The sequence below is a fragment of the Oribacterium sp. KHPX15 genome, from assembly GCF_900107835.1.
Taxonomy (GTDB): domain Bacteria; phylum Bacillota; class Clostridia; order Lachnospirales; family Lachnospiraceae; genus Oribacterium.
Genome location: NZ_FNRG01000004.1, coordinates 31,276 through 50,581, shown reverse-complemented (window position 1 = coordinate 50,581; position 19,306 = coordinate 31,276). Strand labels below are relative to the sequence as shown.

Genomic DNA, 19,306 nt, shown 5'->3' with positions numbered 1-19,306 from the left:
TACTTAGATATAATGTTTTTGTCCGGCAGCATGTATCTGCCTTTAATATGTTTGAAGTCTTGAGCCGGAAAGCTTTGGACTTAAATAAAAGAGGTATAAAAAAGGGCAAGACCGGAGGCACTTATCCCATAGAAAAAATATTCCCAACTAATATAGTCGGCGAATATATTTTCGTTTATAAGTGCATCCAGGTCTTGCCCACTTAAGGTCACAATCCTGTAATTGACTGCATATATCGAATGTATGCTGCCTGGCAGCATTCGTTTTCTGTATTTATTTTGATCTGATCCGGCGTGTGACACGCTCTATATGGATCAATAGATAAAGTCTTTCATCAGAGCTTATATCATAGTGATATTCGATCAGAATATAATCTGCTATTCTGTCCACGCAGTTCTTTACATGGACAAATCGTCCTGAAAGCTCTGTAAAAATGTCGTCATCTTCCGTATTTTCATAGCATTCCTGGGAAAGGATACGCTTTGCAAAAAACTTGAGATGAGTGAGAAATCTCTGGTAGTTCCACTCCTCTTCATCAAGCTGAGTCTGAAAGGATTGCTGCACGATGTCCACAACGCTTCCGATGAGTTTTGAAACTTCATCAGGTGAAACTATGGATCTGGTGGAAAGCTCAGCATTTACGAAATGATAGGCTATAAATGCTGCCTCGTCTTCAGTCATATCCGCCCCGAACCGGTCTTTCAAAACCTTAAGAGCATATTTACCGATCCTGAATTCTGACGGGTAGATACGTTTGATATCCCATAACATAGGATTATCTAGAGAGATATTCTGACGGCTTCTTTCAATGCTTCCTGCCATGTGATCGCAAAGGGGAAGTATGATCCTGTCTGAGACATAGATATTACACTCTTTTCTTGCGTATTCAAGAACATCTTCAGCAATCTCCCAGTACTCATCGGGGATTTCCATGAAAAGTTCCTGAAAGTGACGGCTTTCCGAAGCATTTTCCGGGATAAAACGACGTTCAATCTTGTCTTCTTCCAGGCAGTCACCGGTTTTTTTCTGAAACCCGATACCCTTTCCCTGACAGATTGACTCATTCCCATTCTCATCACGGACCAGCACCATATTATTATTAAGTGCTTTAACTACTTTCACAAAAGAACCTCCGTCAAAACAGGAAATACAGAGACAAAAAAAGACAGGGCATACGCATACAAAAATACCGAATCATCTACAGTCAGTATCATCTGCGTGAGCCTTGCCTGCCTTACCAGTCACAATTCACGATAGCTAGTTTAACAAATGACGCTGTGTTTGTATATCTGTACAGTTATACAATTTTGTAGATGTGATTTTGGTAATTTCGCACAATATGATCTCATGGCAACAAAAAAATAAGTATAAGAACAAGAATTGCCGTTGTAATAAAAAAGTTATAAATAAGACATCATTCTGTTATAAATCCATCTGAGCTTGTCGAAATATCTTTCATATACGTGGAAAAATTACGCAGAAGTTATGACATCGTGTCAGGTGATTTTTTTCACATGAAAGGAGCGTAAATGAAACGAATTTCAAAAATCCTAAGTCTCATATTATCGCTGTGCATCATAAGCAGTCTGACACTGCCTTTGGCATATGCAGCCAATGAGAAAAAGAACGAAACGACTCAGACAGAAGAAACCGATGCCACTCAGGAAAAGGCATCACCAAGTGAAATTTCCAGAGCTCAGGCTGAGTGGGACGTAATGGTTTACCTCTGCGGAACCGATCTTGAATCCGAGGGCGAAATGGCCACCACAAACCTGGAAATGATCAAAAATACTATTCCGAACGATAGTGTCAATGTCCTGATTCAGACAGGCGGCACAAAGAAATGGCACGCAAAGGAAACTGTAGGCATAGACATTGCCACAGATAAATTGCAGCGCTGGAGCTATGGTGAAGGTGGTTTCAACCTTGAAGAGGAACTGGATAATGCCTCCATGGCGAAATACACAACCTTGTCAGACTTTATCACCTGGGGTGAAAAGAACTTCCCTGCAAAGAAGCACCTTCTCATCATCTGGGATCATGGCGGCGGAAGCTCAACAGGTCTTGTGGTTGATGAATTACATGACAAAGCCATCATGAGCCTGGAAGGTCTCGAAAGAGCGCTTAAGAAATCCGGTGTTCATCTTGATCTTTTCATGACAGATGCCTGTCTTATGGCTTCCCTTGAGACAGCTCAGGCAATTCAGCCTTACGCAGACTATCTGATCGCATCGGAAGAAGTGCTTCCGGGATACGGCAGCAATTACGAAGAGTGGCTCCAGTCTCTCTATGACGAACCTGAGAGTGACGCTCCGCGTCTTGGCTCCAACATATGTAATTCAACTGAAATCATGTACGCCGAAAAAGGCGATGACGGAAGTCTGAAGGGTCTTACCTTCTCTGTCATAGATCTGAGTAAGATAGCTCCTGTAGCAGAAGCTTTTGAATCATATATGAAGGAAGTTGTTTCCCTGGTTCCGGATCCCGTTGCCTTCGGACAGTATCTTAATGCTGTAAGCAAGACCGACAGATATCAGGAACGTAATATGTGGGATATCTATGATCTGGCACGCAGAGGACAAAAGGGCGGTATTTCAAAGAATACTGTTAAGAAGCTGGAGAATGCAGTGGATGCTGCGGTATTGACCCGTGTACGCGGATCCTACCATCCATATGCTCACGGCTTATCTGCATTTATAACCTACAACGGTACAACCGATAAACTGGATCGTTTTGCAAGAACCTGTAAGAATCCATGGCAGCTGGCATTCCTTGATGCTGTAAGTCTGAAGTGGGATGCTCCGGAATGGGCTTGTGAAGTTACAGGTGAGATACCTCAGCTTAAGCCGGAACTTTATACAGTGAAATTTGAAACTGAAAATAATAATGATAACAGCCAGCACCTTGTTCACATCAATTCCGGTATCGATAGCGGAGGATCCATATGCTACGAAATCCAGAGCTTTGATGAAGAATACCAGGAGTGGCATGATCTCGGACAGAGTGAGGACGTGAAGCTGCTCAGCTATAACGACAACGACCTTACATATACCGCAGATTTCACAGGAAAATGGCCGGCAATCAATGACCAGTTCCTGCATGTGACCACCAAGGACGTTCAGGGACATACTGTACTCATGCAGGCAACAGTACGACTTCCTGAAATCAATCCCAACAAGCTTATGAAGCTCAGAATCCAGGCAGAATATCCGGAAGGTCTGTCAAATCAGATTGAAGAAGAAACTGAAGCAGATGAAGATGAAGATCATGTAGTACTATACCAGTTTGCAGGTCTTTGGGACGGTTACGATTCTTCAACCGGCCTCTCGGACAGAAATACTTATTCCATACTTGATCTTGCAGGATTACAAATGGAAGTATGTACTCCTATATACAGCAATTATCTGAACAAGATCGGTGACATGAGATACAATGCTCCGATGACACTGGACTTTGACATCGACGTTAAGGATACTGTACTTCCGGCAGGAAACTACAGAATGCGTTATTCCATCAATGACATGCTGGACAGAACCTATACTACAGAGTTTGTAAACTTCACCTGGGACGGCAGCAAGGCAGTATTTGATCCTCCTGTTAAGACTAGTTAAGAAAGCGGTTCAAAGATGATTATACGCAGCTGATGAAAAAAATCCCTGCAAACCGTGTAACGGTTTGCAGGGATATCTGTTTTACATATTTTTGCACCAGTTGCTTCTGAGTATAAACCACCTGATCATCGTATTAAGCACATCTGATACAACAAGGGACCAGATGAGACCGTTGATCCCCCACAGGTGATTCATGATCATCGTAAGAGGTATGATCAGTACGATATGTCTTATGATCGCGAGCAAAAAAGATACCTTTCCTTTACCGATGGCATTCATATAGTTCACAGCCTGGTATCCCAGCATCATAAAGGGAAGGGCAATGCATCTGCCTCGCAGAAAGCGGCATCCCCATTGAATAGTCTCTTCGTTGGAAATGAAGGACCCCACTATCTTCTCTGCAAATATAAGGAACAGCGCAACACATATCATTGAAAAACTTACCACCACTGTCCTTGACAGTGAGCTTATCTTTCCCATTCTTTCCTTATTTCCGGATCCGTAATTGTACGCAACCAGCGGAACCATACCGAGGCAGACTCCCAGGCCAATGTTTACGGGTATTCTTTCAAGCTTCGTCACTATACCCATGGCAGCCAAAGGTATGTCGCCGTATGTTACAGTTATTCTGTTTGTGACCATGGCAACAAGGTCAAAAAGGAAAATCGCAAAAGCTGCAGGGATTCCTACCATATACAAAGACTGTTTTTGATCCGGAGTGATACGCTCTATCCTGCGGGGAAGGCTCAAAACAGTTTTATCTCTGAGTTCCCGGAAAACTATGATGAAATATATCATGGAAACAACATTGGAAAGCATGGTGGCAACTCCGGCACCTATAACCTCCCATCCCTTCGGAAAAAGGACGAACATGAAAAGCGGATCCAGGTAAACATTCAAAAAGCTTCCCATACCCACTCCTATTCCGGCTTCCTTTGCATATCCGGAATTACGAAGGAGCTGCGGCATACACATTGAAAGCACAGTGGGTATTCCGCCGATAACCGTGGTCATGAACACATACTGTCTGCCGTAGGTCAGGGTATTCTCACTTGCGCCTAAAAGCAAAAGGATAGGATCCAAAAACAGAAAAACAATCAGGGAAAATGCAAACGCAGTAACTGCAGACATTGCCAGACTGTAGGATGCGACTTTCCTTGCGTCCTCCGGTTTCTGTTCTCCTGCAAGCCTCACCATGAGGCTTCCTCCACCGGTGCCGAAGACATTGGCCAGAGCAACTTCAGCCAGATATATGGAAAGTCCCAGTGAGGACGCTCCTATCATGTAGGGATTGTTAGTCCGCCCTATAAACCATGTATCCGCCAGATTGTAGATCAGGATGATCATCTGACTTGCAACCGTAGGCAGCGCCATCAAAGCCAATGCTTTTCCCGGCTCCATGGTCTCAAATAATTCATTTTTTTCATTCCTTCCGGAGGATGAGCTCTTTTGTTTGTTGGTTCTTACTTCTTCATCGGAAGGGTTCTCTTGTTTGTTGGTTCTTACTTCTTCGTTGGAAGGGTTATCTTGTTTCTTAGTTCCTTCTTCGTTCATAGTACTTTGCAATAATTACTTTTAACCTTTGTTGTCTGTACGGGATATCCCGCTGTGGTAGCCGATAAGTTCATCCAGCATCGGCTGCATCGCTGCTATCTCGCTCTTCTTTTTTGTTTCAATGCTTAAGCGGTCACCGTCATCATATTCAACATATATATCCACATAATTATTATCCGAGTCGGATTCTGTGTAATCAGGTTTGGCCTCCCCGAAACCGAAATATCCGTTTTCGTGATTGTCATATACTCCGGAGCTGTAGTTGAATCTACTGTAATCGTACTTTAGTGTAAGATCGTATTTCGAAAGAATGGCTGTCAGACCAGCATAATAATCATCCGGAAGCGTATAAACGTATTCACCGTCCTGATTCTTTAGTGCAGTGGAAAAATCACACACTTCCTCTCCGTCTTCAATTACAGTGATGCTGAAGCGCTTTGCCGTTGCAGTATATTTATCGGGATACAGCGAATCGATTCCATTATCGGAAAACCATTTTGCAAATACATCATATATATCGCACTCCCATTCTGAGTACGGCTCGTTGTCGATGGTAAAGGTAAGCTTCTCGCCGGTATCGTATATGGCGGTAAACTCGCATGGGCTTCCGTACTCTGGATCTATGCCTGCAGTTATCCGGTACCGTCCGTTTCTTGACACCAGGTCATGATCTTTTATGACTTTTTGAAGAGACTTCATAAGTTCATCATCGGCAGGGAGACTTACACCGGAAACATGCTCGTATGCTGTCAGTACGTTTCCATTATCCTGTTTTACCTCAAATTTAAAGTCATGTGCTCCCCTTTCATCCCGGTCACCCTTCCATCTGTCGGGAAGAGATATATTTGTATAGAAACTCACAATGTTATCCGATTTGATCTCCTTTGGTGCATTCGGATCCGCTTTGTCGGTTATGGTACCGCCCTCCACGGGTTCATCGGTTGCCCCGGGGGTCTCCGGCGTCTCAGATGAGGTGCACGCGCAGAGAACGGAGGATGCAAGCACGAGGGATATGATAGCTATCGCTGTCAGTCCCGGTATATGATTTTTAGTTAATGGTTTCTTCATATGAATGTTTTCCTTTTCAATATTCGGAATCAGGTTGGCCTGGATGATGACCGGCTTCAGATGCCGTCTCATCCCGTTATCCATCAAACTAATGTGTCAAACCAATCCGGTTATCCCGGAAAGCTGAGACCGTCAAAAAGATCAACCAGCAGATTGCTCTCAAAACCGTAATTTCCCGGAATACAGTATCTGCCGTTCTCATCTTCTCCGATGGTGATGCGGAATATGCCGAAGGCTACATCTTCCTTACCGTCAACGAACACATCTATAAAGTTTTCGCTGTCAGTTCTGAACAGGATGATCCTGTCTCCTTTTTTGATCTCTGTCTGCTGTACTTCATCACCGTCATCGTTCACAGCCATGGCCGGTATGTCATATTTTGCCTTTATCGGTGATTTGGGATTGAAATTATAGTATCTGAATTTGTCCAAATGCTCCGGCATTCCGTCAGAACCTATACGGCATCTCGCACTTGTCCACTGTGTGCCGAGCTTCTGCTCATAGCTTCCAACAAAGAATTCATTGGGATCAGAAGGCTTTACGTCCATATATTCCCCACCCGCATAGTTAAGATCGGACATGGTAAAGAATATGCATCCGCACTCATCAACAAATGTAAAATCTCCTCCTTTGTAGCTGTAGACGCTTGTTCCGGAATAGCCGTTATCAAGATCCCACTGCATATACAGGTACTGTCCGCGGTCGGCTGAAAACCACGCACACTTAAGACCGTCGCCCGCATATCCATAAAGACCGTCCTTTATGGTAATGCTGTCTTTTCCGGCAACAACATTAACCTTTTCGATTCCTTCGCTCTCATTTGCGACCATCTCGAACTCGAGGGTTTCTTTGCTGCCGTCACCATCAAGATCGATCTCCGTTTTGGCAACACTTCCTTCTTCTATATCAAAGCAGGTGACACTTTCTTTGCTCTTCTTACCGGATGTGTTTCCATCCTTCACCAATTCATTTCCGGAAAATGCCTTAAGCTCTATCTCACCCTTAATCGGTGCAGGATTATAGTCCTCATCAAAGCCCGTATCATCAGACGATGTTATGACTTCTGCAATGAGCGTGCCGTGGCAGGCATCCAGGATGCTCTTTTGGGAGTGTTCGGAAAGTATATCATCCCATTCGACATTAATGCCGCTCTTTCGCACCTGCTTTGCGAAATCATCGTCTTCAAAACTGGAGCCTGCATACTCTGCATGATTCACCACATCAAACGCTGTGCCATCATAGGTAAGAGCATAGAAACTCAGATATGCTCCGTCTGCCCCCGGATACACAGAATTATATGTCATCATTCCGATCATCGGTTTGCCGTCATTTTCATATGTGAATACATATGTATCGCCCATGTCAGAGGACAGGATTCCATCAGTGCCTACAAACAGATCCGTCATGGTGACATCCTTACCGGCCTCATACATTGACAGGTTCAGGCTCTCATTTCCGTCTCCGCCTGCAAGTGCGACTGCAAGCATTTCGTCATCTTTATCACCGTCAAAATCCTGTATGCTGCACTCAAAGATTCCGAACACCTCCGAAGGATATTTACTGTCAAATCGCCACTCCTCTCCGGGCTCTCTTGTATATTCTCCTGTCAGGCTTTGGGCCGGGGCCAGTTCACTTTTTACGAAGTCTAAAAATGCTTTGTGAGTATCGCCCTTATCGTTTGATTCTGTTTCAGAGGATTTATCCGGTTTCGTCTCTTGGCTTTCCTTATCCTTCACTTCCGCCTGCTCTGAAGCCTTTGTCTCCGGTTCAGTCTGCTCGATCTCAGTTGGCTTTGGCTCTGAATCAGCCTGAGGACGCTCTGACTTCTTAGGCGAACAGCCGGAAAGTGTAGATATCGCAGTTGTCAGGATCAACGTTCTAACCAGATTACCTGAAAAATTATGCATATGTTTTTTCCCTCCATCAGTTTATTTCCAATTTTTTTGCCCACCAAAACGTACTCTATTTATTACTAAATTTTACTATATTCTTGTCCCGTTAAAAAGAGAACCGGCAAGAATTTGAATTCTTGCCGGTTAGTTTACTTCGATGCTATAAAGTCTGTAAAAACGTACTGTATATCTGAGATTTCTACTTGAGAACCGGCTACAATCCTACTTCAGCATACCCTCTTGGATGACCCGTTTCCAAGGCGTTCTGCCCAGGACATCATCAGATCCTCACGCTTTCCGAACAGATCCTTCTGCATGCCGATGACATCGTCAAAGACCATGGTCTGACGGTCGTCTCCGGAGAACTTCTTCCACTGGTATTTGTCGGTGGAGGGATTGCCTGTCCGGGCGAAGTTGACCCACATCTCCTTTACAACGTGGCGGAACTCGCAGTCTTCGGTACTGACGATCTTGCCGCTGCCCATAGGGTCCTCTAGGCAGGTGTCGAAAAGGTAAGGAATCTCGCAGGCGTGTATCGCACCAAGCTCCGGAGTTGTCACCGGCTTCCTGACGAAGTACATGTAGGTGTTGCCGCCTGTGGCAGAGTGTCTGATGGCCATATTGGTGTTGCCGGCGCGGAAGTTAATGTCGTTGCAGTACTGCTCCAGCCTGCTCACTTCTCTTTCGTTTGCGAGGGTGGCCATGAACTCATCGTACATAGACTTCTCACGGTCATTGAGCATCGCGCGATCTCTCTTAGCAATCCACCTCAGCGTATTTGCAAAGCCTTCTTCACCGCCTTCGGAGGGAACGAAGTATCTGATTTCGTCCAGGTTGGAACCGATCATCAAATCGATTTTGGCCCTCTTCTCATCTCCCCACATACCGTACATGACCGCACGGTCCTCGGGTAATGTGACACCGTCGAGGAGCGGGAAGTTGGCAAATCCGAGAAGACAGTTCTTGTCAATAACACCTGCTTTCTGATAGGCTTCTACAAGCTGCTCGGTGGTGAGTTCCATCAGCTCGTCCATAGTCTGGCAGCCCGTTGCGGTCAGGAAGTTCTGAGTGACGTGGATACCGTGCTCCATTGTGTCACAGTAGGCAATGTTGGCGCTCTGTGCGATGCATCTCTTAAAGAGCCCCTCGCTTCCTTCGATAATCGGGAGGAACGTTACGCTTGCAGAGCCTGCTGACTCTCCGAAAATTGTTACGTTGTCCGGATCTCCGCCGAAGCCGGCGATGTTTTTCTGTACCCACCTGAGGGCCTCGAGTTGATCAAGCAGACCGAGGTTTCCTGCCTCCCGGAAGTTCTCTCCGCCCGGAATACGCTCGAAGTTCATGAAGCCCATGAAGCCGAGGCGGTAGTCGATGGACACGAACAGGATGTCGGGGCACTGTTTGGCGATGTTTGTAAGGTCATAGAGGGGTGACGCCTGGGATTCGGCGCAGAATCCGCCTCCGTGAATCCACACCATGACAGGCTTTTTGTTGTCAGTACAGCCGGTATTGCAATAAATGTTTAGTACGAGGCAGTCTTCACCGAACTCCGCCGTTCCCCCTGAGTCGTTCAAGGGTCCGATGGGAACGTGGCCGGGCTTTGTCGCGTCGTATACGCCGTCATCGTCTGCGGCAGGCAGTGCCTTCTTCCAACGGAGCTTCCCTACCGGCTGAGTTGCGTACGGAATGCCCTTCCAGATAATCAGCCCGTCTGTTTCCTTGCCGATGAAGGTACCGTTGTTACACTTGATTTCATTAGAGTTACTCATTTTTTCTCCTTTTCATTCAATATATGTTGTTCATAAAAAAACCACATCACTAGTTATTCTATCGGCACAAAATGAATATAAATCAGTACGGAAAATACATCTAAGAAATAATGATCCTGGAACAAAGTTAATATGCTCATATCAAAAAAGCGCACATTTCAAAGTGCGCCTGACAGAAAAGAATGATGAATTAACATCGGAACGATGGACCGGATTACACGGACTCCAGGCATCTGCAAACCTGTAAAAATGAAGCCCGCTCCATCCTTTGCAGAAACATAATGTGTTCTTTTCTGAATAAAATGTTACTTAATAAGTGAGGATCATGTCAAGTGGGAGCTTGGCGGTTTACCGTTTACTTTGCACAGATGGGGATTCCGGTTGAAGCGATCGTGCTGGCTTCACTTATGGGATTTACGATGTCTTTATCTTATCAAAGACAGGGAAAACCATAGGATAAACACCAATGATCACAAATATTGTTATCGCATACCGTGCGGTTCTGATCAGAAGGGCAGCTAAGCTGTTACCGGAAAGAAACTCACCCGAAAAAGGCATTTTCAACAGTTTATTCATCACAAAGAAGATCAGAAACGCACAAATCACGCGAAGTACCTTTGCAAAAACATTACTAGTATCTTTAAACCCAACATACTTCTCTTCAAAAGGAATTGCTGCGATAACACCGATCAGTACTCCCAGGGATGTAAAATAGTCCTGTGTCCGAACAAAAAACACTCCGGGCAATGCAAAAGCCAATAGGATAATATGACGGATCCATGCTTTTTCAACAAACCGGTCCAGAAGCGAAAAGATCCCTATAATTACAAATCCAAATATCCATCCGGCAAGGACATCTGTCGGATAATGTGCACCCACTGCCGGTCTGGATACACCTACCAAAAATGAAAGGCAGATCGAAAGAATCCAAACAAGTCTCTTTTTCACTTTGGATGCCAGAGTAATATAGGCGGCTGTAACTGACGCACTATGCATACTGGGGAATGAATATCCCTGTGCAGAAACATCCTGCGCTGCCGCACCTGATTCCACCAGTACCCGTGCTTCAACCCTGTCGGGATACTCCATATAAGGCCGTGGTCTCATCACAACGCTCTTAATCATCGGAAGATACGAATTTACGGATGCAAGAATCAGAGCAATGCGTTTGCCCACTTCTTTCTTCCAACAGAACATCACGATAAGGAGCATTAAAAGCAAGCCCTTTTCTCCGCCTATAAAAGCACAGATCTTTCCCAAAACCTGACTAAACTCTCCGGAATTTTCCTGCATCCATTCAATAAGCCTTACTTCCCATTCCATATTTTTTCACCCTTCTGTACAGTAATCTGTTCACAGCGGCAGGCACCAATCATTCGGTTAGAGGATTAAATATATACTGATGTTCAAATTTGCCTGCATTGAAACCTAAGACCATTTTTGTACCGCTGCAGGTTCCGCTAGCTATGAAGCTATTGCATTTTGCAAGAAATCTTAGTGCATAGAAATAATTGACAGTAATATCCTCAAGCGCCGCTTCATAATCCTCTCCCGTCCGCTTTTCTTTTTCAAGGTCTTTGATCAGATGGATATTTTTGAAATCCGATACGGAAAATCTCTCCTGTGCTATCACACGGACTTTATCTTTGCCAAATTCTGCAAACATGGCATCCAGAGCATCATTATCCTCGGTTGCGAGAAAGATTTTGTCAAAATGATACTCTTCCATGAATTCTTTTATCTTAGGAATCAATATCTCTGTAGAGGCCTGTTTATGGCTTGGACCAACCTCAGTAAGCTTGTAATCCGTACCTCTGATCAGAACGCCCAGTACCTTGTCATCACCAAACACCGCCTCATAATATTCATCCATCTGACTATTGAATTCATCATCGATGACAGTTTCCTTTAGCGGAATCTGCATCATTTGGAAGGTCGGTATGACATACAGTTTGATAAAGTCGGCACAAATACAGGTGTTGTCCTCATTTGCATCTGCCGGCCTCTTCTTAAGAACGAAATATCTGTTCAGCATCTCATCACTGTATCTTGAACAATGCTCTTTCAGAAAGCATTCAATGCCGAATCCGGCAAGCAGTGCCTCGATTTTGTTATAGGTATCCAGTATTGCTCCGATGCCGATGATTTTATCGAACTCTATTTGGCAATACTTTATTTCTGACAGGTCTTTGCCATCTGCAAGTCCCTGCACAAAAAATATCTCGCTGAAAAGCGGAATGGAGTGATTTTTTTTCACATCTCCCTTGTATATACCGATCAAAAAATCCTTTGTGATGATCGTAGAGTCCTCGCGGCCGGGAAGCTCTTCTACTATGTGCACGTTATTAAGATCAGACATGAAAAACCTGATTCTGGAATCAGTTACGTAAACCTGCATATCAAGCTTTAACGCAGCGAGCTTTGCGATCACAATCGAGTACTCAGTTAATTCCTCAATTTCAAGTGCACCGAAGCGTTTTATAAGTGACAGATTCAGGGTTCGGTCATCATTTTCGTCGTAATTGTTGAAGTTAAAAAACAGCTCGGAGAAACCATTGTCCTGAGCACCTTTGCTGGTCTTTATTGTGTAATTATTGTCGATTTTTTGGAGATCGTATAACGGCTGATCATCCTTGTAAACATGGCAGTATTCCAGCTGCTTTCTCAGTGCTTCATGAAATACATCATCACCATGGCTGAGTTTGTCTCCGGCTTTATCGTTGTCAAATGCCAATACTTTGTACATCTTATCCTTCCTTCCTACTAATGTATCTCTATGAGATACTGTATAACGTTAGGACTTATATCGACGAAAGTGTCTAATATGATTAATTTATCATTGTTCACAGTGTCAGGCACCTATGGCTTTGCACTTCCTTTTCAACTTAAAACCTCTGCTCTTTTTTCTATAAGTTCAGTAAAACTTACTTTCATATCTTCAGGTATATATGAACAATTAACCATTTCAATAAAAGTACCTTTAAGCTTTAACAACTGTTTTATCAATCCCACAGATGTTTTCTCAGTGATTCCCAGGTTGTCAGCCAGTGCAAGAAAATCCTTCCTTCTCAAATTCCTCTTCTTTCCGTTAAGTGTCAATGCAACCTGTTCTTTATCTGTCGGCAATATTACATTAACAGGCAACAGATCATATGCTGCAGAAAGGCCAAAGATTCTGCTTCCGGCTTTATCTTCAATAAGTGAAAAGTTCTTTAAATGCATATCCGAGTTTCCTGTTAAAAAGCAAAACAAAAGCCTATAGAAAAAATCTGATTTGTCTATTCCAATGTTTTGAGAATACCTGTTTATGATTTTTCCGCAGTTCTCATAGGATCCTTTATATTTATCTTCTGTCAGCCTTCCGGATAACTGGCAAAAGTCTTCCATGGCAAATAACTGCTTATCTAAACGGTCTATTCTTTTCGTTATATATGAATATTTGCCATTAATGTAAATCAATGCATTCGAAACAGTCTTTATCTTAGCCTTTGAAGCCATTTTCATGGTTATGAATTCCGCTTCCGGTAAATTCCCGAAATCATCTGACTGAGGCTTCAATATATAGCCCGTTGGATAGTCCACAATCGTTAATCTTGCATTCCTTCCCTCGCTATGCAGATGCAAAGACAGTTTCTTTTGAACACCGGGAACCGTGAGCCCTTTGTTAACCGTCGAATTTACAAGCTGCTCAAGTTCTTTTTCAGTACAGTCAAGTTCAGGAAGTATTTTGGTTCCGAAGAATGACTTTATGCACTTCTGATGCCAGGTAACAGTATTCTCATATTCACTTGGATTTACAATTTCTTTATTGCAGCATAAACATCTCATACTTACAATGCCTCTAATCGAACATCTCCTATACAGTCGCTACATGTTACAAGCAAAAGACCAAATCTGTCTTTTCCATCTATCTTCCAATTCCGTTCTACAACCTGAAGCAACCATCCTTCGGGAATCAAACCGTCAAAAAAAGAAAACAGTGTTTTTGATCTGTATATTTCCTGTGTCAAGGGTAATGTCAGGCTCACCGGTAATGGATTCTCCATTGTCAGATAATCCTTGTCATATGAAAATTCATAACCATCATCTGTTTCTTTTATCGTTCCTGCACGTTTATTCTGTACAAACACTTTTCCAGCTCTTCCCATGTTATAAATCTCCTCTGGTCAGCGGTCCCGGAACTGCTTCCATTCCAAACATCCTGAGTGCCTGATTAACTTTGTCCATACGAACAGTCTCCTTTCCCTGCTCTAATTCTCTGACAAATCTAAGCCCTAACCCTGCTCTCAGAGCAAATTCTTCCTGTGTAAGTCCTGCTTTTTTTCTTTCACGTTTGATAAATTCAGATATAGTATTCATAAAACAAATATACACCCTAAAGGGTATAAATTGCAATGAATAATCGAGATTTATACCCTTTAGGGTGTATATATATGAATATGGTTCGAAACGTACCTTTTCGGGTATAATTATCATCTTCTTAAATTTCAATGATAGGTGCCTGTTTGTGTCGAATCCGCTGCCACGGAGCCGCCCATAAGTGCCAGTCATGGTCTTTGTTCACAGTGACAGGCACCTATGGTTCTTAAGATTTTTCTTCATGTGTTCCTCCTTAATTATGCCGCTCTCAGAGAGGCATTTCATGTATGATGTCTTAATGATACACTTTCGTAATTAAAAAAGGTAAACTTGCGGTTTACCTTTTAATTGTTATTTATCATTACTTTGTCTTGATACATAATAAGTTCACTTTACGATTACCAAAGAAAAATAACCTGCTTCATCCGGAAAGGACTGCGAGTCAAAATAAACCTTTTCATCAGGCATTCCAATGTTTTCAACCAGATAGATATGCTTGTTCCGGGCAAATGCTTTTTCCTTTATTTCCTTTAACTTTTTTCCGGCTTTCATTATCACGAGTGTGCCTTCAGATTCACAGTATTTACCTGATGTTATCATCAGGGATTCGTCGCCTAAGGAAAGTGGAAGTTTCAACTTTGCGGAGGCAGCGCTAAAGGAAGTAATTCCGCTGATTACCTCGATTTCATATCCTTGTTTCTTTATCATAGCTGCAATATAAAAAAACGTAGAATATATCCCCGGATCGCCCAATGTAAGAAAAGCTACTTTCTTCCCCAATGAAAGGTAGTGTATGATCTGTTCAGCGGCTTTTTTATGTGCATCAGAGAGATCATGTTTTCGCATGGGGAATTTCAAAAGTAACAGTTCTTTTGAAGTGATCTCCGGAACAGCGTCTTTCGCAATACCATATGCAACTCCAGGTTCACCATGACTTTTCGGACATGCTATACAATCGGCATTTTTTATTATTTTTAGCGCTTTTAATGTTAGCAGGTCCGGATCCCCGGGTCCTACTCCAACAGCGTATAGTTTTCCAGACATAGTACTCCTAAAAAATCTTTATCACTGACATATTCAGCACCAATCATTCCTGAACCAAAACTCTTACTTAGTCACAGCTCGTCCTAATTCGTATACAACGTACTGATTCAGGCTGACACCTTCCTCAGATGCTCTGCGGGAGAGTTGTCGATGCAGACTCTTCGGCATACGAAGGCGCAGCTGTCCCGAATATTCTTCCTGGGGTTCCTTGATATCAACACCATCCTCGATTGCTGCCATCAACCATTCTCTCTTCGCATTTTCAGACATGGTCTTAGCCTCATCCAAAGACTCTACGCATGTAACACAACCAGGTAGATCAGGAAAATATAAAGTATATCCTCCTTCTTCTTCGTCCGGAACAATTACCATTCTGTATGGCAGTTTCATATAATCTTCAATTGTTTTCTTTGGCTTTTTTATATTTGTTTTCATCTTCATTCCTCCGGAGTTTCTTCCTGGTTAAGTGTCGCTCTCATTACAACTCTTTTCACGGTTTTACAGTGCCAGGTACCTATAGGTATACACATACGAATCCGTTATACTACGTTGGGGATTGACCCGCTGGGTGCCAATCCCCAAGTCCATTCCTTATAATGCAATCTGCTCAGAATTTGCCTTTATCTTTTCGACAATGTTCAAAATATCTCTTGCTGTGCTCATATTGTCTTTAAACAATACAGGCATACTTCCTACAGACTTAAATGGTTCATTCATGAGAACCCTGTTGTCTTCGATATTTCCGTTAGCAACAATATAATCTACAATCAGATTTACAAATCTTATCTGATTTAAATTGAGCTTTTCATCAGACAGGAATTTACTAAAGGCTTCATTAACATCAGCTCTCTCCATGCCGACAATTTTACGAACAAGTCTTCCGACAGGAGTATCTCCGTACTCCTTGATGTAATCATCTTTAGAACCTAATTCAGTCCAAAGAATACGTTCAAGCTCTTTCATATCCATTTCTGTAAGTGGTTTGTTATGTCTGAGTTTATATACAGACATTGTGTTTTCTTTTGACTTTAGGTAGTATTCCACCTTTTTACGATAGTTCTCCAGCTGATCACCAACATGAAGCGGAGTACCTTCTGCCATATCAACGATTTCATCTTCAAAGTCAGTGTAGTAAATTACTTTCTTTTTCTTATCCAGATACTGAAGCAGATTCCTAAGCGCTGCACGAACCTCTTCTATATCCAGTATGCTCGCTTCATCCCAGAAATCCTGTGTCTGTACCTTTTCTACGATAGGCCGCTGAGCCGCAACTTGAGGAATGGACATTTTTTCTGATAAAAGTTCTGCTGTGGCAACAACAATATTTATTGGCTTTTGAACATTTTTGCTCTGTAATATGCCAAGCTGTATGCTATACATCAGATGGTCAAATCTTCTCGCAAGTTCATCACTTTGATCAGGCTGTATGATAGGTGCGATATGGTCTTTTATCTCAGATATTTCAGCTGTTTCAAGATCATTCCAGTTATTAAGATCTCTATATGTCTGTACATAGCGCATATTCATCTTAACGAGAAAGCTGTCTGTATTAAGTTCAACTACTGCTTCGTGTAATCCGTTAACCAGTTTCACTCTGTAGTCTATATAATCCTGATTATCTGTAAAACAGGATGACTGAAGCTCTCTGCAGATTAATGTTTTTGTGTTATAGATTTTCTCTGAAAGAGATACAAGTAACCCTCCTTCAGTGCCATTTTTGTTAACGCGGAAGAATTCAAAGTTATTGCAGAAATCGAAGATAAGGAAATGCGTTTTGTTTTGACCTTCCCCGAGAAGATCCGGACAAAGTCTTGTCCCTCGTCCTATCATCTGCCAGAACTTTGAATAGCTTTTAACTTTTTTAAAAAATACAAGATTCAATATTTCCGGAATGTCGATACCGGTATCAAGCATATCAACAGAAACCGCTATCTGAGGCATTTTTTCTTTAGTACTGAAATCATCGATGAGTGTGTCACAATACTTAATGCTATAATCAATCTGTTTTATGAAATCGCCGCCAAGCTCAGGAAAAAGTTTATTGAAACGCTCAACTATAGCTTTTGCATGAAGGCTGTTCTTGGCAAAAATAATTGTTTTTCCAAGCTTATCTCCGCCTTCGATTTTAAGGCCCTTTTCCATCAGCTCCTTTAGAACTTTATCAATTGTATCAGAATTAAAAAGCCAGCTGTTAACAGCATCACTGGATATGTCTTCATCTATTGTTTCATCTGCTTCGAAAAGATTATCAAACACTTCTTTTTCTTCCTCAGACAGCTCATCATAATGAATACCATCCTCCATGATCTTGGTCTTGTATTCAAGAGTTGAATAGTTAACAAGGTATCCTTCTTCTACCGCTTTATCAAGTTCATATGCGAATGTTGGCACACCCCGCTCCAGGTCAAAGACACCATAAGTATTCCTATCGATTTCGTTCTTCGGTGTTGCGGTCATGCCCAGGAGCATGGCATCAAAATAATCAAAAATTGCCTGATATTTCTTGTATATCGAACGATGTACCTCATCGCAGATGATCAGGTCAAAATGTCCCGGAGTAAATAATCTGGAGCCTTCTTTATTCTTTTTCTCATCTATGGCATTCATCATGGTCGGATACGTAGAGAAAATCATACGGCAGCTTTCCGGATCATCCTTGTTTTCCAACAGATTGCAGCATGATAGATCAGGTAACAGGTTTGTATAGTTATTCTTGGCCTGTTTAACAAGAGCTGTTCTGTCTGCTAAGAATAAAACATTTTTCACATAATTATGTCTTCTCAAAACATCAACTATGCTTATACTAACTCTTGTTTTACCGGAACCTGTTGCCTGAACAATGAGCATCTTTCTATGCTTATGTGCTATAGCATCACATACAGCGGTAACCGCCTCTTTTTGATAAGGGCGGTTTGTTATATTGTCACTGATTTCAATATTAACTAATGGTTTTCGCTGCTTTCTCCTGTCCACCTCAAGTTGTAATTCTTCCTGGGTAAGGAACCCCGCTACTTCTCTTCGCGGATATCCCATATAGTCATTGGTATAGAATATTTCATATCCATTGGAAGTAAAGATCAACGGCCTCTGGCCATACTGATTCTGTAAACAATCCGCATAAAGTTTTGCCTGCTGGCTTCCAACGATAGAATCAACGGTAGCCTTCTTTGCTTCAACCACTCCAAGAGGAAGGTTATCCTTTCCCCACAGAACGTAATCCACAAAACCGGTACCCGTAGTTGTAGGCATCCCGGTTATGGGAACTTCAAGTGTACAGTTACCATCTATTACCCAACCGGCCTCTTGAAGCTCAATATCTATAAGACTCTTTCTAGTCTCAGCCTCTGTTAAAGTATCTATTCTGAATATTCTGGATCCGGTGTTCTGCTCACGGACCTTTGCCATCTGCTTTCTTAATTCATCGTTTTCGGCAATGGCTTTTTCTAACTCTTCATCCTTTGCAGCAATTTCATCTGATTTCGATGAAATCTTATTCTGTAATGCTTTTAACTCAGATGCACTGACTACTTCGGCATTTGAATCCAACAGCAATGATTCGTCAAAAGAATGAGGTTCGTACTCGGTTGAATAGGAATAATCCAGCCAATCCAGAAATTCAAAAAGGTCTTTAAGCGCCAGAACTGCCTGGTCTCTGGTGATACGTTTGTTTTCATGTAAAACAAGATTTCCAAGTTTTCTGATATATGTTAATAAATCTAAAAGTCCCGGGCTTAAGATGTTTTTGAATGAAGGCTCATACATAAGAGCAGACAAAGTTGTCTCATAGGGCATATAAACGTCTGCATCATGCTCATAGACATATTTTATTGCCAGTTCCATGGCCTTTCTTGACAGAGCGGCAGAAGCTGATGGTGATACCACCATTGCTCTTTCAGCTTCTATTGCTTCCTGTGCAAAATAGTCGTAGTCTTCTTTTCCTTTCAAAAAGTCAAAATTAGATTTCATACCAGTACCTCGTTCAAATCCAACTACTACTCGGTTTTCTAAT

Annotated in this window: 14 protein-coding genes; 1 reads left to right on the top strand and 13 read right to left on the bottom strand. The window is 42.5% G+C overall.

The window, feature by feature from the left end; genetic code table 11:
- Positions 1-273: 273 nt before the first annotated feature.
- Positions 274-1,122: a BglG family transcription antiterminator LicT gene (gene licT / locus BLV86_RS04035; protein ID WP_090815222.1), complete on the bottom strand. Its 849-nt coding sequence runs from the start codon at positions 1,120-1,122 to the stop codon at positions 274-276.
- 407 nt (positions 1,123-1,529) lie between these two features.
- Between licT and BLV86_RS04030 the strand changes: the two genes are divergently transcribed.
- Positions 1,530-3,611, top strand: coding sequence for a clostripain-related cysteine peptidase (locus BLV86_RS04030; protein WP_090815221.1), 2,082 nt, complete (start codon positions 1,530-1,532; stop codon positions 3,609-3,611).
- A gap of 81 nt (positions 3,612-3,692) precedes the next feature.
- Here BLV86_RS04030 and BLV86_RS04025 read toward each other — a convergent pair whose 3' ends face one another.
- The 12 genes from BLV86_RS04025 to BLV86_RS03970 all read right to left on the bottom strand — a co-directional run bounded on the left by BLV86_RS04025 (position 3,693) and on the right by BLV86_RS03970 (position 19,263).
- The gene (locus BLV86_RS04025; protein ID WP_090815220.1) at positions 3,693-5,165 is read right to left on the bottom strand and encodes an MATE family efflux transporter; all 1,473 of its coding nucleotides are present in this window, start codon (positions 5,163-5,165) and stop codon (positions 3,693-3,695) included.
- A gap of 21 nt (positions 5,166-5,186) precedes the next feature.
- Entirely contained in the window at positions 5,187-6,233 is a 1,047-nt protein-coding gene (locus tag BLV86_RS04020) for a hypothetical protein (protein WP_139297875.1), read from the bottom strand.
- A gap of 110 nt (positions 6,234-6,343) precedes the next feature.
- Positions 6,344-8,140: a hypothetical protein gene (locus BLV86_RS04015; RefSeq protein WP_090815218.1), complete on the bottom strand. Its 1,797-nt coding sequence runs from the start codon at positions 8,138-8,140 to the stop codon at positions 6,344-6,346.
- 212 nt (positions 8,141-8,352) lie between these two features.
- The gene (locus BLV86_RS04010; RefSeq protein ID WP_090815217.1) at positions 8,353-9,894 is read right to left on the bottom strand and encodes a carboxylesterase/lipase family protein; all 1,542 of its coding nucleotides are present in this window, start codon (positions 9,892-9,894) and stop codon (positions 8,353-8,355) included.
- A gap of 414 nt (positions 9,895-10,308) precedes the next feature.
- The gene (locus tag BLV86_RS18435) at positions 10,309-11,217 is read right to left on the bottom strand and encodes a phosphatase PAP2 family protein (protein WP_090815216.1); all 909 of its coding nucleotides are present in this window, start codon (positions 11,215-11,217) and stop codon (positions 10,309-10,311) included.
- A 49-nt stretch (positions 11,218-11,266) separates the two neighbouring features.
- Complete coding sequence (locus BLV86_RS04000; RefSeq protein WP_090815215.1) at positions 11,267-12,640, bottom strand: O-fucosyltransferase family protein; 1,374 nt, start codon at positions 12,638-12,640, stop codon at positions 11,267-11,269.
- Positions 12,641-12,774: 134 nt separating this feature from the next.
- Positions 12,775-13,722 carry a HipA domain-containing protein gene (locus BLV86_RS03995; protein ID WP_090815214.1) on the bottom strand — a complete coding sequence of 316 codons (948 nt, stop codon included), beginning with the start codon at positions 13,720-13,722 and terminating at the stop codon, positions 12,775-12,777.
- 2 nt (positions 13,723-13,724) lie between these two features.
- A complete protein-coding gene (locus BLV86_RS03990) occupies positions 13,725-14,042 on the bottom strand; it encodes a HipA N-terminal domain-containing protein (RefSeq protein WP_044916521.1) in 318 nt (105 codons plus the stop codon).
- A gap of 1 nt (position 14,043) precedes the next feature.
- The gene (locus BLV86_RS03985; RefSeq protein WP_031550945.1) at positions 14,044-14,253 is read right to left on the bottom strand and encodes a type II toxin-antitoxin system Y4mF family antitoxin; all 210 of its coding nucleotides are present in this window, start codon (positions 14,251-14,253) and stop codon (positions 14,044-14,046) included.
- 387 nt (positions 14,254-14,640) lie between these two features.
- The gene (cobI, locus tag BLV86_RS03980) at positions 14,641-15,297 is read right to left on the bottom strand and encodes a precorrin-2 C(20)-methyltransferase (protein WP_090815213.1); all 657 of its coding nucleotides are present in this window, start codon (positions 15,295-15,297) and stop codon (positions 14,641-14,643) included.
- 63 nt (positions 15,298-15,360) lie between these two features.
- Positions 15,361-15,732, bottom strand: coding sequence for a toxin-antitoxin system HicB family antitoxin (locus BLV86_RS03975; protein ID WP_090815212.1), 372 nt, complete (start codon positions 15,730-15,732; stop codon positions 15,361-15,363).
- 156 nt (positions 15,733-15,888) lie between these two features.
- Positions 15,889-19,263 carry a DEAD/DEAH box helicase family protein gene (locus tag BLV86_RS03970; RefSeq protein WP_090815211.1) on the bottom strand — a complete coding sequence of 1,125 codons (3,375 nt, stop codon included), beginning with the start codon at positions 19,261-19,263 and terminating at the stop codon, positions 15,889-15,891.
- Positions 19,264-19,306 lie beyond the last annotated feature (43 nt).